Origin of the sequence: Priestia sp. YIM B13491, from assembly GCF_042787605.1 — a bacterium.
GTDB classification, from domain to species: domain Bacteria; phylum Bacillota; class Bacilli; order Bacillales; family Bacillaceae_H; genus Priestia; species Priestia megaterium_E.
In genome coordinates this window covers 103,184-125,165 of the sequence record NZ_JBHZOR010000005.1, presented here as the reverse complement: position 1 = coordinate 125,165, position 21,982 = coordinate 103,184, and the positions used below count along the sequence as shown (strand labels likewise).

Annotated in this window: 19 protein-coding genes and 1 other RNA gene; 16 read left to right on the top strand and 4 right to left on the bottom strand. The window is 39.5% G+C overall.

All coding sequences use genetic code 11. The features are described from left to right. The first annotated feature begins 232 nt into the window (after positions 1 to 232). The 13 genes from rpoN to ssrA all read left to right on the top strand — a co-directional run bounded on the left by rpoN (position 233) and on the right by ssrA (position 14,245). Positions 233 to 1,543 (top strand): RNA polymerase factor sigma-54, encoded by a 1,311-nt coding sequence (rpoN, locus tag ACFX4E_RS19160; protein ID WP_028409645.1) that lies wholly within the window; start codon positions 233 to 235, stop codon positions 1,541 to 1,543. A 12-nt stretch (positions 1,544 to 1,555) separates the two neighbouring features. Next, complete coding sequence (locus tag ACFX4E_RS19155) at positions 1,556 to 1,804, top strand: glutaredoxin family protein (RefSeq protein WP_060745836.1); 249 nt, start codon at positions 1,556 to 1,558, stop codon at positions 1,802 to 1,804. Between the two features lie 133 nt (positions 1,805 to 1,937). Next, a complete protein-coding gene (locus ACFX4E_RS19150) occupies positions 1,938 to 2,966 on the top strand; it encodes a sugar-binding transcriptional regulator (protein ID WP_013085386.1) in 1,029 nt (342 codons plus the stop codon). A gap of 45 nt (positions 2,967 to 3,011) precedes the next feature. Beyond that, complete coding sequence (gene gap / locus ACFX4E_RS19145; protein WP_013059702.1) at positions 3,012 to 4,019, top strand: type I glyceraldehyde-3-phosphate dehydrogenase; 1,008 nt, start codon at positions 3,012 to 3,014, stop codon at positions 4,017 to 4,019. A 309-nt stretch (positions 4,020 to 4,328) separates the two neighbouring features. Then, positions 4,329 to 5,513: a phosphoglycerate kinase gene (locus ACFX4E_RS19140; RefSeq protein WP_013059701.1), complete on the top strand. Its 1,185-nt coding sequence runs from the start codon at positions 4,329 to 4,331 to the stop codon at positions 5,511 to 5,513. A gap of 175 nt (positions 5,514 to 5,688) precedes the next feature. Beyond that, positions 5,689 to 6,444, top strand: coding sequence for a triose-phosphate isomerase (gene tpiA / locus ACFX4E_RS19135; protein WP_013059700.1), 756 nt, complete (start codon positions 5,689 to 5,691; stop codon positions 6,442 to 6,444). Next, a complete protein-coding gene (gene gpmI / locus ACFX4E_RS19130) occupies positions 6,444 to 7,976 on the top strand; it encodes a 2,3-bisphosphoglycerate-independent phosphoglycerate mutase (protein WP_377238078.1) in 1,533 nt (510 codons plus the stop codon). Before tpiA ends, gpmI begins: the two co-directional genes overlap by 1 nt. A gap of 24 nt (positions 7,977 to 8,000) precedes the next feature. Further along, complete coding sequence (gene eno / locus ACFX4E_RS19125) at positions 8,001 to 9,296, top strand: phosphopyruvate hydratase (protein WP_013059698.1); 1,296 nt, start codon at positions 8,001 to 8,003, stop codon at positions 9,294 to 9,296. Between the two features lie 208 nt (positions 9,297 to 9,504). Then, on the top strand, positions 9,505 to 9,738 hold the full coding sequence (secG, locus tag ACFX4E_RS19120) for a preprotein translocase subunit SecG (protein ID WP_013059697.1): 234 nt from the start codon (positions 9,505 to 9,507) through the stop codon (positions 9,736 to 9,738). A 267-nt stretch (positions 9,739 to 10,005) separates the two neighbouring features. After that, complete coding sequence (locus ACFX4E_RS19115; protein WP_013059696.1) at positions 10,006 to 10,746, top strand: alpha/beta hydrolase; 741 nt, start codon at positions 10,006 to 10,008, stop codon at positions 10,744 to 10,746. 38 nt (positions 10,747 to 10,784) lie between these two features. Continuing rightward, positions 10,785 to 13,127 (top strand): ribonuclease R, encoded by a 2,343-nt coding sequence (gene rnr, locus ACFX4E_RS19110; protein WP_098578858.1) that lies wholly within the window; start codon positions 10,785 to 10,787, stop codon positions 13,125 to 13,127. A gap of 151 nt (positions 13,128 to 13,278) precedes the next feature. After that, positions 13,279 to 13,746, top strand: a complete 468-nt coding sequence (gene smpB, locus ACFX4E_RS19105) for an SsrA-binding protein SmpB (protein WP_013059694.1) — start codon at positions 13,279 to 13,281, stop codon at positions 13,744 to 13,746. A gap of 137 nt (positions 13,747 to 13,883) precedes the next feature. Further along, positions 13,884 to 14,245, top strand: a transfer-messenger RNA (tmRNA) gene (ssrA, locus tag ACFX4E_RS19100). Between the two features lie 130 nt (positions 14,246 to 14,375). Here the strand turns inward: ssrA and modB are convergent. From modB to fdhF, 4 genes are all read right to left on the bottom strand, one after another. Beyond that, positions 14,376 to 15,032 (bottom strand): molybdate ABC transporter permease subunit, encoded by a 657-nt coding sequence (gene modB / locus ACFX4E_RS19095; protein WP_028409640.1) that lies wholly within the window; start codon positions 15,030 to 15,032, stop codon positions 14,376 to 14,378. Positions 15,033 to 15,039: 7 nt separating this feature from the next. Then, positions 15,040 to 15,837 (bottom strand): molybdate ABC transporter substrate-binding protein, encoded by a 798-nt coding sequence (gene modA / locus ACFX4E_RS19090; RefSeq protein WP_028409639.1) that lies wholly within the window; start codon positions 15,835 to 15,837, stop codon positions 15,040 to 15,042. A gap of 124 nt (positions 15,838 to 15,961) precedes the next feature. Continuing rightward, on the bottom strand, positions 15,962 to 16,441 hold the full coding sequence (locus ACFX4E_RS19085) for a helical membrane plugin domain-containing protein (RefSeq protein WP_013085382.1): 480 nt from the start codon (positions 16,439 to 16,441) through the stop codon (positions 15,962 to 15,964). 11 nt (positions 16,442 to 16,452) lie between these two features. Continuing rightward, complete coding sequence (gene fdhF / locus ACFX4E_RS19080) at positions 16,453 to 19,392, bottom strand: formate dehydrogenase subunit alpha (protein WP_377238077.1); 2,940 nt, start codon at positions 19,390 to 19,392, stop codon at positions 16,453 to 16,455. A gap of 366 nt (positions 19,393 to 19,758) precedes the next feature. Between fdhF and ACFX4E_RS19075 the strand changes: the two genes are divergently transcribed. The 3 genes from ACFX4E_RS19075 to moaA all read left to right on the top strand — a co-directional run bounded on the left by ACFX4E_RS19075 (position 19,759) and on the right by moaA (position 21,979). Further along, the gene (locus ACFX4E_RS19075; protein WP_013059689.1) at positions 19,759 to 20,103 is read left to right on the top strand and encodes a Na-translocating system protein MpsC family protein; all 345 of its coding nucleotides are present in this window, start codon (positions 19,759 to 19,761) and stop codon (positions 20,101 to 20,103) included. A 66-nt stretch (positions 20,104 to 20,169) separates the two neighbouring features. Continuing rightward, on the top strand, positions 20,170 to 20,916 hold the full coding sequence (gene fdhD / locus ACFX4E_RS19070; protein ID WP_371400140.1) for a formate dehydrogenase accessory sulfurtransferase FdhD: 747 nt from the start codon (positions 20,170 to 20,172) through the stop codon (positions 20,914 to 20,916). A 46-nt stretch (positions 20,917 to 20,962) separates the two neighbouring features. Beyond that, positions 20,963 to 21,979 (top strand): GTP 3',8-cyclase MoaA, encoded by a 1,017-nt coding sequence (moaA, locus tag ACFX4E_RS19065; RefSeq protein WP_377238076.1) that lies wholly within the window; start codon positions 20,963 to 20,965, stop codon positions 21,977 to 21,979. Positions 21,980 to 21,982 lie beyond the last annotated feature (3 nt).

Sequence of the window (21,982 nt, the reverse complement as noted above, 5' to 3'; positions counted from 1 at the left end):
GTCATGTCGGATTATTACTCGGATCATGTGGTTGGTGCGAATTATAATGAAAAGTTATAAAGGTGCATAGCTCTATTACTTTTTTGATGGTTAGTAATTAAAAATAGGATGAACCGCTTCGTTAACAAAGGTTGACGAAGATTTTTTGATGAAAAAATTACATATAAAAAATAGTTACATGCTCTTTGAAAGCGTTTTTATAGTAAAATAGATGAAGGGGAGGGGAGAAATAATGGAGATTGGATTATTTCAGCAGCAGTCGTTAAAGCTGACGATGTCAAAAGAATTATCACAAGCTATTTCTCTTTTACAATATTCATCGATGGATATTGTAGCGTTTTTACATGAGCAGGCGCTTCAAAATCCGCTTATAGATTTTTCAGAGCTGCCCGTCTATACATCTCACAATCAAAAAAATCATGCAACTTCTGATTCAACAGATTATATGAGCAGTATACCAGCTCCTAAAGAAACGCTGTACGAACATTTAATGAATCAATCCGCATTATTAAAGTTAGATGAATGTGAGCAGGCAGCCGTTGAATTTGTTATTAATAGCCTGGATGATGCTGGCTATTTGCACGATGAGTTAATCATACTTGCTAACCAGCTTGGCCAAGATCAGGAGCAGGTTGAAAAGGCCCTCCAGCTTGTGCAGCAGATGGACCCAGCAGGAGTAGGGGCGAGAAGTTTACAAGAGTGCTTAATGCTTCAATTAAAAAGAAGTAATCAATGGACAGAAAAAATAGAGCAAATTTTGACACATCATTTTGAGGAATTTGCGTATAAAAAATGGATGAAAATCTCAAAGTTATGTCAAATCTCACTTGAAGCTCTTCAACAATTACATGAACAGATTAAAAAATTAAATCCTCGTCCTGGATCATTTTATATGAAGTCCAATGAACGATTCATTGTACCGGATTTTATTGTAAAAATTGAAGATGGAAATGTCGTTGCTTATGCAAATGAGGATTTGGAACCACGCCTTTCAGTGAATGAACAATACAAACTTCAGCTGAAAAACAGGCAAAACCAAGAAATGTTTTCTTATTTACAAGAGAAATATCGTGAATTTCAATGGATTATGAAAAGTTTACACACACGCAAAGATACATTAAACGCATTAATGAATACCTTACTTGTTGAACAAGAAGCATTTTTTAAAAAGGGTCCTTCGTATTTGAAACCCTTAACAATGAAGGAAGTAGCGGAACAAACCTCCGTGCATGAATCGACGATTAGCCGTGCTACTCGGCACAAATATATTCAAACGCCTTTTGGCACATTTTCAATGAAATCTTTTTTCTCAACTAGTATTCAACTGGGCAACAACGAAGCGACTTCTACAACTCACGTAAAAGAACTGCTTAAAAAGCTAGTATCAGAAGAAAACAAACAGCGTCCGCTTTCTGATCAGCAGTTGGCTAACGTCTTGCAAAGCAATTATAACGTTACTATTTCAAGAAGAACGGTAGCCAAATATCGAGATCAATTAAACGTTCTACCATCCAGTCAACGAAAACTTTTTGTTACGCAGTAAAGGAGTGGGAATGTGGAAGTCGTACTGTATACCAAAAATAGCTGTCATTTATGCGATGATGCAAAGAAGCTGCTTGCAGAGCTGCAGTCGGAGTTTCCCTTTCAGCTTATTGAACGAGATATTTATAAAAACGATGAGTGGCTGGAAAAATATCATCTTACGATTCCTGTAGTAGAAATGGACGGAGAAGAAGTGGAATATGGAAAAATAACAGGTATTCCATTAAGAAAACGCTTACTTTTAAAAATAGGCAACACATGAGTTGAATAAAGGATTCACTCCTGTTAGAATAGATTTTGTAGCAGGGTGAATTTTTTTTGCGCAAGGTGGGACATAATATGTCTATACGGGACAAAATGTGTCCAGCGAGTTTATGCCTTAAGGGGATTTTAACATGCGTTCTTTAATAGAAGTACAACGAAAATTATTACCTGAACTTCTCTCAGTTATGCAAAAGCGCTATCAAATCTTGCAATACATACGTTTAATGCAGCCGATTGGCCGCAGAAACTTAGCTGTAAGCCTTGGGCTAACAGAGCGTGTGTTACGAAGCGAAGTAACATTCTTAAAAGAACAAGATTTGATTGACATTTACCCTAGTGGAATGACGCTTACAAATGAGGGAGAGCTCCTTCTGGCTGAATTAGAAGAAGTAATGAAGGAAGTTTCAGGACTTCGGTTATTGGAAACAACATTAAAAGAGGCGTTTTCTTTATCAGAAGTTGTTGTTGTATCTGGAGATAGTGATCAGTCTCCTTGGGTTAAAAATGAAATGGGTCGAGCATCTGTTTCGTGTATCAAGGAGCGCCTTGTTGGTAAAAAAAATACCGTTGCTGTTACAGGTGGTACGACGCTTGCCGCCGTTGCCGAAATGATGACACCTGATTTAAAACACCCTGATGTACTTTTTGTACCTGCTCGCGGAGGGCTAGGTGAAAATGTACAAAACCAAGCAAATACGATTTGTGCTAAGATGGCTGAAAAGTCCATGAGTCACTATCGCTTGCTTCATGTTCCAGATCAGCTTAGTGATGAAGCATACCGATCCATTATCGGTGAACCATCTATTAAAGACATGCTTCATTTAATTAAGTCCGCTGGTATGGTTGTTCACGGAATAGGAGACGCTATGACAATGGCAGAACGCCGTAAAACACCACAAGCAGACTTAGAAAAAGTGAAAAATGGACATGCTGTAGGTGAGGCATTTGGATACTATTTTAATCATCAAGGCGAAGTTGTTCATAAAGTTAAAACAGTTGGCATACAACTCGATGATTTAAAGAACAATAAATGTGTTATTGCTGTTGCAGGAGGTTCATCAAAAGCAAAGGCAATTAAAGCGTTTATGCAACAAGCGCATGATTCGATTCTCATTACAGATGAAGGCGCCGCAAAAGAGTTAGTAAGGGATTTTAATTAATCCCTCATATAAAAAATACTTTTTACATTCAAGGAGGAAATACCCATGGCAGTAAAAATTGGTATTAACGGATTTGGTCGTATCGGCCGTAATGTATTCCGCGCAGCTTTAAAAAATGATAACGTTGAAGTAGTAGCAATCAACGACTTAACAGATGCTAACATGCTTGCTCACCTTTTAAAATATGATTCTGTACACGGAAAATTAGATGCAGAAGTAGTAGTAGATGGTAGCAACTTAGTAGTAAACGGTAAAACAATCGAAATCTCTGCTGAACGTGACCCAGCTCAATTATCTTGGGGCAAACAAGGCGTAGAAATCGTTGTTGAATCTACTGGATTCTTCACAAAACGCGCTGACGCTGCGAAACACTTAGAAGCAGGAGCTAAAAAAGTAATCATCTCTGCTCCAGCATCTGACGAAGATATCACAATCGTAATGGGTGTTAACGAAGACAAATACGATGCGGCTAACCACAACGTAATTTCAAACGCTTCTTGTACAACTAACTGCTTAGCGCCATTTGCTAAAGTGTTAAATGACAAGTTCGGTCTTAAACGCGGAATGATGACAACAGTTCACTCTTACACAAACGACCAACAAATCTTAGACTTACCACACAAAGATTACCGTCGTGCTCGTGCAGCTGCTGAAAACATCATCCCAACTTCAACTGGTGCTGCTAAAGCTGTATCTCTAGTATTACCTGAATTAAAAGGTAAATTAAACGGTGGAGCTATGCGTGTTCCAACTCCAAACGTTTCTTTAGTAGACTTAGTTGCTGAACTTGACAAAGAAGTAACGGTTGAAGATGTAAACAACGCTCTTAAAGAAGCTGCTGAAGGCGATCTTAAAGGCATCCTTGGTTACAGCGAAGAGCCACTAGTATCTGGTGACTACAATGGTAACATCAACTCTTCTACAATCGATGCATTATCTACAATGGTAATGGAAGGTAACATGGTTAAAGTTATCTCTTGGTACGATAACGAGAGCGGATATTCTAACCGTGTAGTAGACCTTGCTCAATACATCGCTGCTAAAGGACTATAAGAATAACTTAAAATTCGCTTCTATTTTATTCAATAAGACAGAAATCGACTAGACTTTCCTTTTTTATTGGATATCTGAAAATAGAACGACTATAATAAGACTTGCTAAGGAAGAGAGGGGCATACCCCCTCTTCCTTGATTTATGTATTGGCTTCTACATGAAAAAGCGTCATAAGCAGCTAACTGGAGTTTCACTTTATATAGAAAGGCGCCAATATATAAAATGAAATCTACGGTGGTTTGTGGATTGATGATTACATAGAAGCCTACTTGCTTAGTACCATAAATACTTAAGGAGGCCTTTTAACGATGAACAAAAAAACGTTGAAAGACATCGATGTAAAAGGAAAGCGAGTATTTTGTCGCGTAGACTTTAACGTACCAATGAAAGACGGAAAAGTAACAGACGAAACTCGTATTCGTGCAGCTATCCCTACTATTCAATATTTAGTAGAACAAGGTGCAAAAGTAATTTTAGCTAGCCATCTTGGACGTCCAAAAGGCGAAGTTGTTGAAGAGTTACGTCTAAATGCTGTTGCAGAACGTTTACAAGCTCTTCTTGGTAAAGACGTTGCAAAAGCTGACGAAGCTTTTGGTGAAGAAGTAAAGAAAACAATCGACGGCATGAGCGAAGGCGATGTTTTAGTACTTGAAAACGTACGTTTTTACCCAGGTGAAGAGAAAAACGATCCTGAATTAGCAAAAGCATTTGCTGAATTAGCAGACGTGTACGTAAACGATGCATTCGGTGCAGCTCACCGTGCGCATGCTTCAACAGAAGGAATTGCACAACATATTCCAGCAGTAGCAGGTTTCTTAATGGAAAAAGAGCTTGATGTGCTTTCAAAAGCATTATCAAACCCAGAACGTCCATTTACTGCAATCGTTGGTGGAGCAAAAGTTAAAGACAAAATCGGTGTAATTGACCACTTGCTTGATAAAGTAGATAACTTAATCATCGGTGGAGGACTTTCTTACACATTTATTAAGGCACTAGGCCATGAAGTAGGTAAATCACTTCTTGAAGAAGACAAGATTGAACTTGCAAAATCTTTCATGGAAAAAGCTAAGAAAAACGGAGTAAACTTCTACATGCCAGTGGACGTGGTAGTAGCAGATGACTTCTCAAATGATGCTAATATTCAAGTTGTATCAATTGAAGATATTCCAAGCGATTGGGAAGGCTTAGACGCAGGACCGAAAACGCGTGAAATCTATGCTGACGTAATCAAAAACTCTAAGTTAGTTATTTGGAATGGACCAATGGGTGTATTTGAATTAGATGCATTTGCTAACGGAACAAAAGCAGTAGCAGAAGCTTTAGCAGAAGCAACTGACACATATTCAGTAATCGGCGGAGGAGACTCTGCAGCAGCTGTTGAAAAATTCAACTTAGCTGATAAAATGAGCCATATTTCTACAGGTGGCGGTGCGTCACTAGAGTTTATGGAAGGTAAAGAACTTCCAGGCGTAGTTGCATTAAACGATAAGTAAGTTTATGTTTCAGTAAGACGGAGGACCGACCTGACGACTGATAATATAAAAAATTATCAAGCAGCGAAGATGGATGACCAAGAGATAAAAGGGACCGAATCACTTTTAACAGCACCCTCTTGGACATCTAACGCGTGAAGGGAAAACCCACAATAAACAAAGGACGGTGTTATACATGCGTAAACCAATTATTGCAGGAAACTGGAAAATGAACAAAGTACTTTCTGAAGCAACTAGCTTTGTTGAAGAAGTAAAAGGAGCAGTACCATCTCCTGAAAGCGTAGAATCAGTAGTATGTGCACCTGCACTATTTTTAGATCGTTTAGTAGAAGCGACTAAAGGCACAGACTTAAAAATTGGTGCACAAAACATGCACTTTGAAGAAAACGGTGCGTTCACTGGAGAAGTGAGCCCTGTTGCTTTAGCAGACTTAGGTGTGAACTATGTCATTTTAGGACACTCTGAGCGTCGTGAAATGTTTGCTGAAACGGACGAAACAGTAAACCAAAAAACAATTGCTGCATTCAAACACGGTTTAACACCAATCGTTTGCTGCGGTGAAACAAACGAAGAGTACGAACAAGATCAAACAAAAACAGTTGTAGCTAATCAAGTACAAAAAGCATTAGCTGGTCTAACTGATGAGCAAGTAAAACAAACGGTTATCGCATATGAGCCAATCTGGGCAATCGGTACAGGTAAATCTTCAACTGCTGAAGGTGCAAACGAAGTTTGTGCATACATCCGTAGCGTTGTTGCAGAACAATTCTCTCAAGATGTTGCAGATGCTGTACGTATTCAATACGGCGGTAGCGTAAAACCTGCTAATATCAAAGAATATATGTCTCAATCAGACATTGACGGAGCTTTAGTAGGTGGAGCAAGCTTAGAAGCAGATTCTTTCTTACAGCTTTTGGAGGCTGGTAAGTAATGAGTAAAAAGCCAGTAGCATTAATCATCTTAGATGGTTTTGCATTACGCGATGAAGATAAAGGTAATGCGGTAACACATGCAAAAAAACCAAACTTCGACCGTTTCTGGAACGAGTATCCTCATGCTACACTTCAGGCGTCTGGAGAAGCTGTAGGCTTACCAGAAGGCCAAATGGGTAACTCTGAAGTAGGTCACTTAAACATCGGCGCAGGCCGAATTGTGTACCAAAGCTTAACTCGTGTAAACTTAGCAATTCGTGAAGGCGAGTTTGAACAAAACGAAACGCTTCTAGCAGCTGTAAAGCACGCAAAAGAAAAGGGTACAAACCTTCATCTTTTCGGGCTTTTATCTGATGGCGGTGTACACAGTCATATCGAACATCTATATGCATTATTGCGTCTAGCTAAGAGTGAAGGCTTAGAAAAAGTCTACATTCATGGCTTCTTAGATGGTCGTGACGTAGCACCTCAATCTGCTGAAACGTATTTAAAAGAACTTAATGAAAAAATTGAAGAGTACGGCGTTGGTGAAATTGCAACACTTTCAGGACGTTACTACTCAATGGACCGCGACAAACGCTGGGAGCGTGTAGAGAAATCATACCGCGCAATGGTGTACGGCGAAGGTCCAACATATACAAGCGCTGAAGAGTGCGTAAAAGATTCGTATGAAAATGGAATCTATGACGAATTCGTTTTACCTTCTGTTATTACAAAAGAAGACGGATCGCCAGTTGCGACAATTCAAGACGAAGATGCAGTTATTTTCTACAACTTCCGTCCAGATCGCGCAATTCAAATTTCAAATACGTTCGCAAACGAAGATTTCCGTTCATTTGATCGCGGTGAAAAACATCCGAAAAACTTACATTTTGTATGTTTAACTCACTTCAGCGAAACAGTTGACGGATATGTAGCCTTTAAGCCAAATAACTTAGATAACACGCTTGGTGAAGTATTATCTCAAAATAACTTAAAGCAGCTTCGTATTGCCGAAACAGAAAAATATCCTCACGTAACGTTCTTTATGAGCGGTGGACGTGAAGCAGAGTTTCCTGGTGAAACACGTATCTTAATCGATTCACCAAAAGTAGCAACATATGACTTGAAACCTGAGATGAGTGCTTATGAAGTGACGGACGCGTTGCTTGCAGAAATCGAAGGCGATAAGCAAGACGCTATTTTATTAAACTTTGCAAATCCTGATATGGTTGGCCATTCAGGTATGTTAGAACCAACGGTAAAAGCGATTGAAACAGTAGATGAGTGCTTAGGCAAAATCGTAGATGCAATTTTAGCTAAAGGCGGTACAGCAATCATCACAGCAGACCATGGTAATGCTGATGAAGTGATTACGCTTGAAGGTAATCCAATGACGGCTCATACAACGAATCCTGTTCCAGTAATCGTAACCAAACAAGGCTTAGAGCTTCGTGAAGACGGTATTCTAGGAGATCTAGCTCCTACGATGCTTACTCTTCTAGATGTAGCACAGCCAAAAGAAATGACAGGTAAAACATTAATTAAATAATTAATTATAAAGGAGAGTTTTAAAATGCCAGCAATTCTTGACATTTATGCACGCGAAGTATTAGATTCTCGCGGTAACCCAACAGTTGAAGTTGAAGTATATACTGAATCAGGCGCTTTCGGACGCGCTTTAGTACCAAGTGGTGCTTCTACTGGTGAATACGAAGCAGTAGAATTACGCGATGGTGACAAATCTCGCTACCTAGGTAAAGGTGTATTAAAAGCAGTAGAAAACGTAAACGAAATTATCGCTCCTGAATTAGTAGGTATGGACGTAACTGATCAAATCGGAATCGACCGCCTTATGATTGAGCTAGATGGTACGGAAAACAAAGGTAAATTAGGTGCCAACGCTATTCTTGGTGTATCTATGGCAGTAGCTCACGCAGCAGCTGATTTCGTAGGTCTTCCATTATACCGTTACCTTGGTGGATTCAACGCTAAGCAATTACCAACTCCAATGATGAACATCATCAACGGTGGTTCTCATGCTGATAACAACGTTGACTTCCAAGAATTCATGATCTTACCTGTAGGAGCTCCTACATTCAAAGAAGCAATCCGTATGGGTGCTGAAGTATTCCACGCGTTAAAATCTGTTTTATCTGCTAAAGGTTTAAACACAGCTGTAGGTGACGAAGGTGGTTTCGCTCCTAACTTAGGTTCTAACCGTGAAGCATTAGAAGTAATCGTAGAAGCAATCACAAAAGCTGGTTACGAAGCTGGTAAAGACATCCAATTAGGTATGGACGTAGCTTCTTCTGAGTTCTTCAACAAAGAAACTGGTAAATATGATTTAGCAGGAGAAGGCCGTACAGGCGTAACTTCTGCTGAAATGGTAGATTTCTACGAGCAGTTAGTTAACGAATTCCCAATCGTTTCAATCGAAGACGGTTTAGACGAAAATGACTGGGATGGTCACAAGCTATTAACTGAGCGCATTGGCGGAAAAGTACAGCTTGTTGGTGACGATCTATTCGTAACAAACACGAAAAAACTTGCTCAAGGTATCGAACAAGGCGTAGGTAACTCTATCCTTATCAAAGTTAACCAAATCGGTACATTAACTGAAACGTTCGAAGCTATCGAAATGGCTAAACGTGCTGGTTACACAGCAGTAGTTTCTCACCGTTCTGGTGAAACTGAAGATGCAACAATCGCTGATATCGCTGTTGCAACAAACGCTGGTCAAATCAAAACTGGTTCTATGAGCCGTACAGATCGTATTGCGAAATACAACCAATTACTACGCATCGAAGACGAGCTAGGTGTTTTAGCTGTATACGATGGCGCTAAATCTTTCTACAACTTAAAAAAATAAGTTGAAAGTATAAAAAACGGATGACGATTGTCATCCGTTTTTTTACGTTAAAATCCGGTGTATTTCACTGCCATTACTTGTACGAGAGGGTTTTTTATGATAAATTAACCTTAGCGTAGTGCGCGTACTTTATCCCCGGTAATGCCAATCAGAAGGGATGAAGAAACCCCGCTGATTGACTATTACTTGGTGTAGGAGGTGTGTCTTAGTGCATACATTGCTGATTACTTTGCTAGTGATTGTTTCAATTGCTTTGATTGTTGTGGTCGTTTTACAATCAAGTAAAACTACTGGATTATCTGGAGCTATTTCCGGTGGAGCTGAAACGTTATTTGGGAAACAAAAAGCACGTGGAATTGACTTAGTTTTACACCGTTTGACAGTAGTGTTATCTATCTTATTCTTTGTGTTAACACTTGCTGTATCTTATTTCAAACTTTAATATGTTACTGGATAGACTGCCACCTAATGCATATGTACTTGGTGTATACCAACTTATGTATTAGGTGGTTTTTTAATGGGCGTGTTGAATACTTTAATTTCATTTTTAAGTAATGATATAATATACCTTTAGAAAAAAGTACTAAATATAGTATAAAAGCGTAAAAGTGGACGGCCACATCTCTTGTTATGTGATGACCGTCACATAAATACATGTTTTTTTCTATTAGGACTGCAGATATTATAACTAAAAGGAGTTAAATGATATATGAAAATTGCACAACCAAAGCCATTTACATTTGAAGGCGGCGAAAAAGCTGTTTTATTACTTCATGGTTTTACCGGAAATTCTGCTGATGTTCGTATGTTAGGTCGTTTTTTAGAGAAAAAAGGATACACATGCCACGCACCTCATTACAAAGGACATGGCGTAGCCCCTGAAGAACTTGTTCATACTGGTCCAAAAGATTGGTGGAAAGATGTCATGGACGGCTATGAGTTTTTGAAAAGCAAAGGTCATGAAAGTATTGCCGCTGTAGGTCTTTCACTAGGTGGCGTATTTTCACTGAAATTAGGTTACACTGTACCTATAAAGGGTATTGTGCCTATGTGCGCCCCTATGTATATAAAGAGTGAAGAAGTCATGTATGAAGGTGTTTTAGCGTATGCACGCGAATATAAAAAGCGTGAAGGTAAATCGTCTGAACAGATTGAACAAGAAATGGAAGAGTTCAAGCAAACACCAATGAACACATTAAAGTCTTTACAGGAATTAATCGCTGAAGTGCGAAATTCAGTTGATATGATTTATGCACCGACATTTGTTGTACAAGGTCGTCATGATCATATGATTAATACAGACAGCGCCAATATTATTTATAATAGCGTCGAGTCTCCTACAAAAGATATAAAATGGTACGAAGAATCTGGTCATACCATTACCTTTGATAAAGAGCGTGATCAGCTTCACGAGGATGTATATGCATTTTTGGAATCACTTGATTGGTGATAGAGATAATACGAATAAAGAAAAAGGAGGGACATGATGTGAAAGAAGAAAATCAGCCCTATATAAATGAAATATTGGATTTTATGAAAAGGGATAATTACAAACCTTTGACTGTCCAAGAGCTTGCAAAAGAATTTAATACTGAGGATGCAGAGTCATTCAAAGAGTTTGTGAAGGCACTTGTTATTATGGAAGAGAAGGGTTTAATTATCCGAGCAAGAAACGATCGCTACGGGCTGCCGGAACAAATGAATTTTGTTAAAGGGAAAGTAAGCGGACATGCAAAAGGGTTTGCGTTCGTAGTTCCTGAAGAAAAAGATGCGGGTGATGTATTTATTCCCCCTACTGAAACAAACAATGCTATGCATGGAGATATTGTGCTTGCAAGAGTGTCATCAGAATCATCAGGTGCTCGTCGTGAAGGAACCATTGTAAAAATCTTAGAACGAGGTACCCAGCAAATTGTAGGTACGTATACGCAAAGCAAAAATTTTGGCTTTGTGATTGCGGATGACAAAAAAATTGCAGGTGATATCTTTATTCCCAAATCAGCAAGAAACGGTGCCGTTGAAGGCCATAAAGTAGTAGTAGAACTGACAACCTATCCGGAAGGCCGCATGAACGCAGAAGGAAAAGTTGTTCAAATTCTTGGACATAAAAACGATCCGGGGATCGATATCATTTCTGTGATCCATAAGCACGGTCTTCCTCAAGAATTTCCTGCTGATGCTTTAACACAAGCAATTGATACACCTGAAACGATTGACGAAAAAGATATCGGCAACCGCCGCGATCTTCGTGATCAAGTTATTGTAACCATTGACGGAGCAGATGCAAAAGATTTGGATGACGCCGTAACGGTTACAGAGCTTGAAAATGGAAACTACAAATTAGGCGTCCATATTGCAGATGTAAGTCACTACGTTAAAGAAGGTTCTCCGATTGATGTAGAAGCAGCGGAGCGCGGAACAAGCGTCTATTTAGTAGACCGAGTTATTCCGATGATTCCTCACCGTTTATCTAATGGAATTTGCTCATTAAATCCAAAAGTTAACCGTTTTACGCTTTCTTGTGAGATGGAAATCGATCCACAGGGTGAAGTAGTAAAACATGAGATTTTTGAAAGTGTCATCAAAACGACAGAACGAATGACGTATTCAGACGTTAACAAAATCTTAGTGGATAAAGACGAAGAAGTGTTAGAACGCTACGAGCCAATCGTTCCGATGTTTGAGCGTATGGAAAAGCTAGCAGCTATTCTTCGTAAAAAGAGAATGGATCGCGGTGCCATTGATTTTGATTTCAAAGAAGCAAAAGTATTAGTAGACGATGATGGCCATCCCCACGATGTTATTTTGCGTGAACGTTCGGTTGCTGAAAAGCTAATCGAAGAATTTATGCTAGCGGCGAATGAAACAGTAGCAGAACATTTTCATTGGATGAACGTACCGTTCATTTATCGTATTCATGAAGATCCAGATGCAGAGAAGCTTACTCGTTTCTTAGAGTTCATTACAAACTTTGGTTACACGGTGAAAGGAACAGGAAACGATATTCATCCGCGTGCGCTACAGGATATTTTAGAAGAAGTAAAAGGTACGCCTGAAGAGATGGTTATTTCAACTGTTATGCTTCGTTCGATGAAACAAGCGAAATATGAAGCAGAAAGTTTAGGCCACTTTGGTTTATCAGCTGAGTTCTATACGCATTTTACGTCTCCAATCCGCCGTTATCCGGATTTAATCGTTCATCGTCTCATTCGCACGTATTTAATTGAAGGAAAAACAGATCAGCAAACGCAAGAAAAATGGCGCGAACTTCTGCCTGATGTTGCTGAGCATTCTTCTAATATGGAACGTCGTTCAGTTGACGCTGAGCGAGAAACGGACGATATGAAAAAAGCTGAGTTTATGGCTGATAAAGTTGGGGAAGTATTTAATGGTATTATTAGCTCTGTTACTAACTTTGGAATGTTCGTGGAGCTAGAAAATACGATTGAAGGTTTAGTTCATGTCAGTGACTTAACAGATGACTATTATCGTTACGACGAGCGTCACTATGCAATGATTGGAGAGAAAACGGGCAATGTCTTCCGAATTGGAGACGAAATTGAAGTGAAAGTTGCCGATGTGAATAAAGACGAGCGTTCAGTTGATTTTATTATTGTAGGAATGAAAGAAAGTCGCAAACGCTTATCTAAAGACCGTCCTAAAGTGATTAAAGCAAAACAAAAGTCACGCAAAGATGATAAAGGAAAAGGTCGCGAGGGCAGCCGAAGCAAAAATGAAGAGTGGTCTACTCAAAAGCCAAAGAAGAAAAAGAAAAAGAGATTCTTCGAGGGTGCCCCAAACGTTAAGCGCAAAAAGAAAAAGCGCAAATAATCGAAATCGACAGCAGTGAAGCAGAAGGGTATTCCTTCTGCTTCAAAACAGCTCCATTAAACGTTTTAGTTGTTGTTTAGATTTCCATACAGTAAAATGATACATAATATCATACATATACGTAAGTACGGCTGAAGGGAAGGAACGTTTTATGCCAAAAGGTGAAGGGAAATTAATTGCACAAAACAAAAAAGCCCGCCACGACTTTTTTATTGAAGAAACATATGAGACGGGTATTGTTCTACAAGGAACGGAAATCAAATCAATTCGTAATGGGCGTGTAAATTTAAAGGACTCTTTTGCTCGTGTGCAAAACGGAGAAGTATTTCTACACAATATGCACGTTAGTCCTTACGAACAAGGAAATCGATACAATCATGAGCCGTTGCGTACACGAAAGTTATTGCTGCATAAGCGTGAAATCAGCAAGCTAATTGGCTATTCAAAAGAAACGGGTTATTCATTAGTTCCTTTAAAAGTGTATTTAAAAAATGGATACGCAAAGGTTTTACTAGGGCTTGGTAAGGGTAAAAAGAAATATGACAAGCGTGAAGACTTGAAGCGAAAAGAAGCGAAGCGCGATATCGAACGAGCATTTCGTGATCGTCAAAAGATGTAACATTACAAAATCTTACAATTGCAAAATGCTCATTTTGTGATATAATAAGTATTGTTATCAGTTAGATTTCATTTTGCACACTGAAGTCGCTATCTGATGTAAGATTTTTTCTTACACATTCCGACTCCCTTTTATATGGGGACGTTACGGATTCGACAGGGGTAGTTCGAGCTTAGGTTGCGAGTCGAGGAGATGGCCTCGTTAAAACATCAACGCCAATAATAACTGGCAAATCTAACAATAACTTCGCTTTAGCTGCATAATAGTAGCTTAGCGGTTCCTCCCTCCATCGCCCATGTGGTAGGGTAAGGGACTCACTTTAAGTGGGCTACGCCGGAGTTCGCCGTCTGAGGACGAAGGAAGAGAATAATCAGACTAGCGACTGGGACGCCTGTTGGTAGGCAGAACAGCTCGCGAATGATCAATATGCCAACTACACTCGTAGACGCTTAAGTGGCGATATTTCTGGACGTGGGTTCGACTCCCACCGTCTCCACCAATACATATTGTATGGTGGCTTACCTTACTTATAACAGGAGTTAATCAAATGTATGTTCTTCATTTGATTAGCTCCTTTTTAATTTATGATGTATGTAAAAAGGATGTCTCTTTGTGTAAGAGACATCCTTTTACTTTTGTTTAAGCTGAACAAAAAGCAGCATAAGAAAGGAAAGAAAGACGATTGAAATAACCCATAGCCAAGCGAGATTCATGTTTCCAGAGTCAATCGCTACGTAGATAGCGGTAGGAACAGTTTGTGTTTCACCTGGAATATTACCAGCAAACATCAAAGTGGCTCCAAACTCTCCGAGTGCTCTTGCCAGACTTAGCACTCCTCCTGTTACGATGGCTTTAGAAGCTAAAGGGATGGAAATAAAGAAAAAGACTTTCCATTCGCTTGCACCATCTACTCGAGCTGCGTCTTCAATTTCGTAATCTACGCCTTGAAAGCCTGTTTTGGCAGATTGATACATAAGCGGAAACGCAACGACAACGGATGCAATAACAGCCGCCCACCATGTGAAAATAACAGGTTGTTGAAAGACCCATTCAATTGTCCGGCCGAGCAGGCTGTGTTTCCCGAATATGACAATCAATAAAAATCCAACAACGGACGGAGGGAGCACCAACGGGAGCATTAACGCCGTTTCAATCATCACTTTTCCCTTAAAGTGTTTCCTGGATAACAGTTTTCCTATAACAGTGCCTAAAATAATAACGACAAATCCTGCTACTAATGCAATTTTAAGGGATAGCTGAAGAGGAGATAAAAATTCTTGAATCATAGCGGCCTCAATTTGCAGTGAAACCGTATTTCTTTAAAGTGTCAAGAGCCGTCTTACTTTGTAAAAATTGATAAAAAGCTTTTGCTTCTTGTGGATGTTTCGAATCCTTAATAACGCCTACAGGATATACAATTGGTTTGTGAGTGCTATTCTCTGCAGTAGCGACAATCTTCACCTTTTTTGAAATCAAGGCATCGGTTTTATAAACCACCCCAGCTTCAACGTTTCCTGTCTCCACATAGGAAAGCACCTGGCGTACGTCTTTCGCATAGACGGTTTTTGGCTCAATGTCTTTCCAGAGGTTCATGTGTTCAAAAGTCTCCTTCGCATACTGTCCGGCAGGAACGGATTCTGGTATTCCAAGTGCAATTTTTTGAACAGTCGGCTTTGATAGATCTTCAAAGTTTGTAATAGCAGACGTATTATTCTTTGGGACGATAAGCACAAGGTCGTTGCCAACCAAGTCAGTACCATTTTCCTTGGAGATAGCTCCTGCTTTTACTAGTGCATCAAACTTGTCTTCCGCGGCTGAAAAAAATAAATCAACAGGTGCGCCGTTTGTAATTTGCTGCTGCAGCGAGCCTGAAGCTCCAAAATTAAATTTTAAGTCTATATTTGGATGCTTTTTTTCATATTGCTTTTGAAGATCAGTGAGCGCATCTTTTAAGCTGGCCGCAGCGGATATCGTTAAGCTGATGTTTTTGTGCTGAGCTGCGGATTGATCTGTATTTGTTTCGTTCGAACAAGCAGCAGTAAACATAATTAAAAATAATAGTGCGAATAAGGGTTTAAAGTATTGTTGCATCGTGTCACCTCAATTAGTTGTAGTAAAGCAATTTAGTATAACTATATCACGTTCATTTAAAATTTGACTTCCTAAAAAGAAAACAGCGACTTGAAAGGGGAAAACTTTCAAGTCGCTGCTTCATTTATTCTTCCAACGCTTTGCCCATTCCTTTTAAAAAGTGAAGCCCAAATCCAATTGCACGATTGACATCTGGATCGTTTAGCGCTTTTATAAGAGCTAATGCACTTACTTTTTTTCCTGTTTTTACATATTCATTCGCTTCGTTCATACCAGCCGTTGCGCTATTTACAAGTTTAGCGGTTACTTCTGGATCTGCCTTCATCAAACCGCTGCTTGCACCCATAAGAGTATTAATTAAATTGGTTACCGGCTCTCTGGAAATTTGATGAAGCGCAATTTTTGAGATTTTTTCTTTTGCTTGAATCATTGAATCAGCAGCTTCAAGAACACCCATGTCGTTAAGTTCGCCAACAATACCGAGAATACGGTTCAACGCTTCTTCATTATCTGCCAGCAGAGAAGTTAAATCTTCTAATTTTTGTTGTTTTTCTTCTTCCTCGCTTAGAAGAGGTTTCTTAATTTCTGTAATAGGTTGTGCCATCTTTTCTCCTCCTATTTACTTGTTAAATGGACGTAGCCAGGACGGTTCCATTTACGCTGAACCTCGACCCCATTTTGAGGATGACGTTTTTTATTACGCGGATTTGTAGGCGGTAAAGGCGTTTCGCCACCTTTACTTAATACTTCCATCCGTACTTTTGTTTGTTTGTAAGCCGGCGTATTTGTTCGTTGGTCGACTGCAGGTCCCGTCAAGAAGTTAATAGCCGAATCTTTATGAACAGAGTGCATTGGAAGATACAGTTCATTTGCTTTTACTCGCTCTGTAATTAATGCCTGTACTTTTACTGCTCCAAACGGTGAGATTAATCTGACAAGCGAACCTTCTTCAATTTCACGCTCCTTGGCAAGCTGAGGTGAAATTTCTACAAATACTTCTGGTACTTTTGATTGGATGCCGCTCGATTTATTAGTCATATTCCCTTCGTGAAAATGTTCTAACATTCTTCCATTATTAATGTGTAGATCATATTCTTCTGGGAATTCGGCAGGAAGTACCCAATGTGATAAAGCAAAGCGCGCTTTTTTATCTGGGAAATTAAACCCATCGACGTAAAGTAACGGCGTGCTTTTTCCCTCTAAGCTCCCCCATAAGAAGCTATTCCAGCCTTCAAGGTTTTCGTAGCTGGCTTGGCTGAATAGGGGTGATAGACTAGCCATTTCTGCAAAGATATCACCAGGATGTGTATACGTCCAGTTCGCACCTAAGCGGTTGGCAATCTCTTGAACAATCCACCAATCCGGCTTTGAATCACCGAGCGTTGGTAATGCTTGATACAATCTTTGGACACGTCGCTCCGTATTGGTAAACGTTCCGTCTTTTTCAAGAGAAGGAACAGCAGGGAGTACAACATCAGCATATTGAGCCGTTCTCGAAAGGAAAATGTCTTGGACGACAAAAAAATCTAAATTTGATAATATTTCGTGTACGTGGTTAGCATTTGAATCAACAAGAGCCATATCTTCTCCGACAAGGTACATGGCCTTCATTTTTCCTTCATCAATTGAATGCAGCATTTGAATATTATCAAGCCCTGGCTTGTCTTTAATTTTTACACCGTATGCTTTTTCAAATTTCGCTCGGGCGACTGAGTCTGTGACGTGCTGATAGCCTGGAAGCCAAGCTGGAAGAGTTCCCATATCACATGCTCCTTGGACGTTATTGTGGCCTCGGAGCGGATAAGCGCCTGCTCCAGGGCGTCGATAGTTTCCAGTAGCAAGCAACAGGTTTGAGATAGCCGCTGATGTATCAGAGCCTCCCGTATTTTGCGTTACGCCCATGCCCCACAGCACACAGGTTCCATCGGCGTCTCGAATCATTTCAGCTATTTGAATGAGCGTTGCTGCTGGAATACCCGTGATTTGTTCAGCATATTCAAGCGTGTACTTTTCAAGCAAAGAGTTAAAGTCTTCAAAATAGTTGACGTTTTCTTGGATGAATTTTTCATTGTGCCATCCTTGGTCAATCATGTATTTTGTTACAGCCATTAGCCATACTTGGTCCGTACCTTGTTTTGGACTGATAAAAATGTCAGAGCGTTCAGCCATTTCGTTTTTGCGCAAATCCGCGACGATTAGTTTTTGGTCATGAAGCTTATGCGCGCGTTTGATACGAGTTGCTAATACAGGGTGACCTTCAGCAGGGTTAGCTCCAACGATGATAACCAGTCCAGCTTTTGCGATGTCTTTTATCGTGCCGGCATCGCCTCCCATTCCCACTGTTCGGAATAATCCATCAGTTGCAGGAGACTGACAGTAGCGAGAGCAGTTGTCTACGTCATTTGTTTCAAACATTTGGCGAGCCAGCTTTTGAATAACATAGTTTTCTTCGTTTGTAATCTTAGAAGAAGAGATAAAACCAACTGATCCATGTCCATACTGCTGATTGATAGAGCTTAACCTGCTTGCTACTAAGTCCAAGGCTTCTTCCCATGACGACTCTACAAATGCGCCATTTTTTCGGATTAAAGGCTTAGTAATACGTTTTTCAGAGTTTACAAAATCCCAGCCGAATTTTCCTTTCACACAGGTTGAAATAGCATTTGCAGGAGCATCAGAGCTAGGCTGAACTTTAAGGATTTCACGGCCTTTTGTCCAAACTTCAAATGAACATCCCACTCCACAAAATGTACAGACAGTTTTTGTTTTTTTCGTGCGTGTTTCACGCATAGCTGCTTCTACTTCTGAAACAGCAAAAATTCCGCTGTATCCAGGTTCTACTTCTTTAACTAAATCAATCATTGGATTTAAAACGTCTTTTGGAAGTCCAGTCATAAATCCAGCTTCTCCAAGCATGGATTTTTCCATTAATGCATTACAAGGGCATACTGTTACACATTGACCGCAGCTCACACAAGAAGATTCATTGATTGCTACACCGTCATCCCAGAGAACGCGGGGGCGTTTCGCTTCCCAGTCGATAGAGAGTGTTTCATTAACTTGAAGATTTTGACAAACCTCTACGCATTGTCCACAAGCAATGCATTGATTAGGGTCATAACGGTAGAACGGATGAGACATATCGACTTCATTCTCTGAGGCCTTTGGCGTATAGGGGTATTTTTGATGTTCAATCTCCATCATTTCGGCTGTGTTATGTAATTTACAGTTTCCATTGTTATTGTCGCAAACGGTGCAGTATAGCAAATGATTCTCTAATAAACGATCCATTGCTTCCGTCTGTGCCGCTTTTGCGGGTGCTGATTGTAATTCAATCTTCATGCCGTTTTCAGCTTTTGTAGAACAAGAACGAACTAACTCGCCATTCATTTCAACGATACATGTGTCACAAGTTTGAATAGGATCCACTTCAGGAACATAACAAATCTGAGGGTGCCCAATGCTTTGCTGGTTAATAATTTCAAGTATGGTAGAACCTGAAGCTGCCTTGTATTCGTTGCCATTTATATGAACAGTGATGGTTTCACGACTCATTTGTTTTCCTCCTTTATATAAAACAAAAAACCACCATGAATACACACGCCTAATTAAATAAGGGAAGTGCAATCATGGTGGAATAGTTTACTAGCAGGTCTTACTAATACGCCAATCCGGCCCATTTATATCGTTAAGAAAAAGTGATAGAGTAATAACAATTCATTATTATTATTATTCCATCTCGGTTATTTATAATTATATCGCTACGTTTTTAAATGCACAACTTTTTTAAATACCGAACTCTCTTCAAAAGTTTTGCTGCAAAAATTTTAGGCTTTTATTTTTTGAAGTGTTGATTTATGATAAAAAAACTGTAGGAATAAAATGCACAATTTAATTTTAATCGGTGGGAGAGCGTTGATTATGTCAAAAACTATTCATGAATTTAATGATATTATTCGGAAGCTTCGAAAAGATTTATTTGGAAAAGGACCGGAAAGAATACATACGGTTTTTGTTGAAAATATGGCTGTCTCAACACTGTATGGAAATTTAACTCCGACAGAAACATTTATTGCAAGCACTTCTGAAGGATGTGACATGGTTCATCTAGCTCGAACAAAAATGATCCAAGATGTATATGCATCGAATCCGCCCGAAGGGCTAGAAGAATTGGTCGGAGCAAAGCTGGTTAATTTATTTTCAGATATGAAAATAAAAGAAAATATAGCGGTTTCCGTATTCGTTTTTGATAAAAACATTATTTGAAAAAGGAGACATCACATGAATTCGACCGTTAAGAAGCGTACAGTTCTTAAATTTAAAAATGGTGAAATGGAAAGCGTGGAAGATAAAATTGTAACGGAGTTTCCTGTGACTGTGAAAATTAACGAAGAAGAGTTTGTCACGATGGTATGTAGCCCTCAATACATTGAAGATATGGTCATTGGCTATTTAGCATCTGAAGGGGTTATTCGAGCATATAAAGACATTAAAAACATATGGGTTCAAGAAAAAGAAGGGTATGTTCATGTTACAATAGATAAATTAAACCCGTATTTTCAAAACCTTCAAAATAAACGATATATCACGTCTTGCTGCGGGGCGAGCAGACAAGGGTTTGTCTTTATAAATGATGCGCTGACTGCTAAAAAAATGAATGATATATCGGTAGAACTTTCCATTAAGGATTGTTTTCAATTGATGAATAAGCTGCAGCAATCTGCTGCTACGTTTCAAGAAACGGGTGGCGTTCATAACGCTGCTCTTTGTGATAAAAATGGCTTTATGCTTAGCAGAATGGACATTGGCAGGCATAATGCTCTAGATAAACTATACGGGTATTGCTTAAAACACCATATTTCAATTAGAGATAAAGTAGTCGTTTTCAGCGGCCGTATTTCGTCAGAAATTTTGTTGAAAGTAGCGAAGATCGGGTGTGAAGTGGTTCTTTCAAAATCTGCTCCGACTGAACTTGCTTTAAATCTAGCAGAAGAATTGGGAATTACAACGGTAGGGTTTATTCGAAATGATTCGTTGAATATTTATACATGCCCGGAAAGAATTTTAAAAGAGAGTTAATCTGCTGTGGAGAAGCTGACAGCTAGAGAGAGGAGAGATGAGGCAGATGTCATACGCTATAGTTGATACTTTAAAGCGTCCTTTACGAGACTTGCGTTTGTCCGTAACAGATCGCTGTAACTTTCGCTGTCGATATTGTATGCCTGAAGAAATTTTTGGGGCAGACTATCCATTTTTACCTGCCGAAAACATTCTTTCGTTTGATGAATTAGAGAGACTCACTAGATTATTCGCATCGCTAGGAGTAAAAAAAGTGCGTATAACGGGAGGAGAGCCGCTGCTAAGAAAAGGCTTGCCAGATCTAATCAATCGTCTGAAGCAAATTGAGGGTATAGATGATATTGCTATAACAACAAATGGCTCACTGTTAAAGAAGCATGCAGAAGCCTTATCAAAAGCGGGATTATCAAGAGTGACCGTCAGCTTAGACTCACTTGATGAAGTGAGATTTCAAGAGCTGAATGGAAACCGAGGAAGCGTAAAACGAGTATTAGAAGGAATAGAGGCAGCAGCTCTTGCGGGGATTTCAGTCAAAATAAACATGGTTGTTCAAAAAGGCAAGAATGAGCAGGATATTCTTCCGATGGCCCAATATTTTAAAGACAAAAAACATACGCTGCGTTTTATTGAATATATGGATGTTGGAAATTCAAACGGATGGAAAATGGATGAGGTTATAACAAAGAAACAAATTCTGGATGTAGTTGGACAAGAAATGCCTCTTGAAGAAATTCCACCTCATTATACGGGGGAAGTAGCCACCAGGTATCGGTACGTCGGGACAGAAGAGGAAATTGGTATCATTTCATCTGTCACAGATTCATTCTGTTCCACTTGTTCACGCGCAAGAGTATCGGCTGAAGGAAAGCTCTATACCTGTTTGTTCGCGTCAAAAGGATATGACCTCCGCAAACTGATACGATCAGAAGCATCTGATCATACTGTTTGTGACACTATTTCTGATATCTGGAATCATCGGAAAGATCGTTACTCAGACGAACGAGCTAACGGAAGACAAGTCCAAGGCGCTGAAAAAGTGGAAATGTCCCATATTGGTGGATAATTC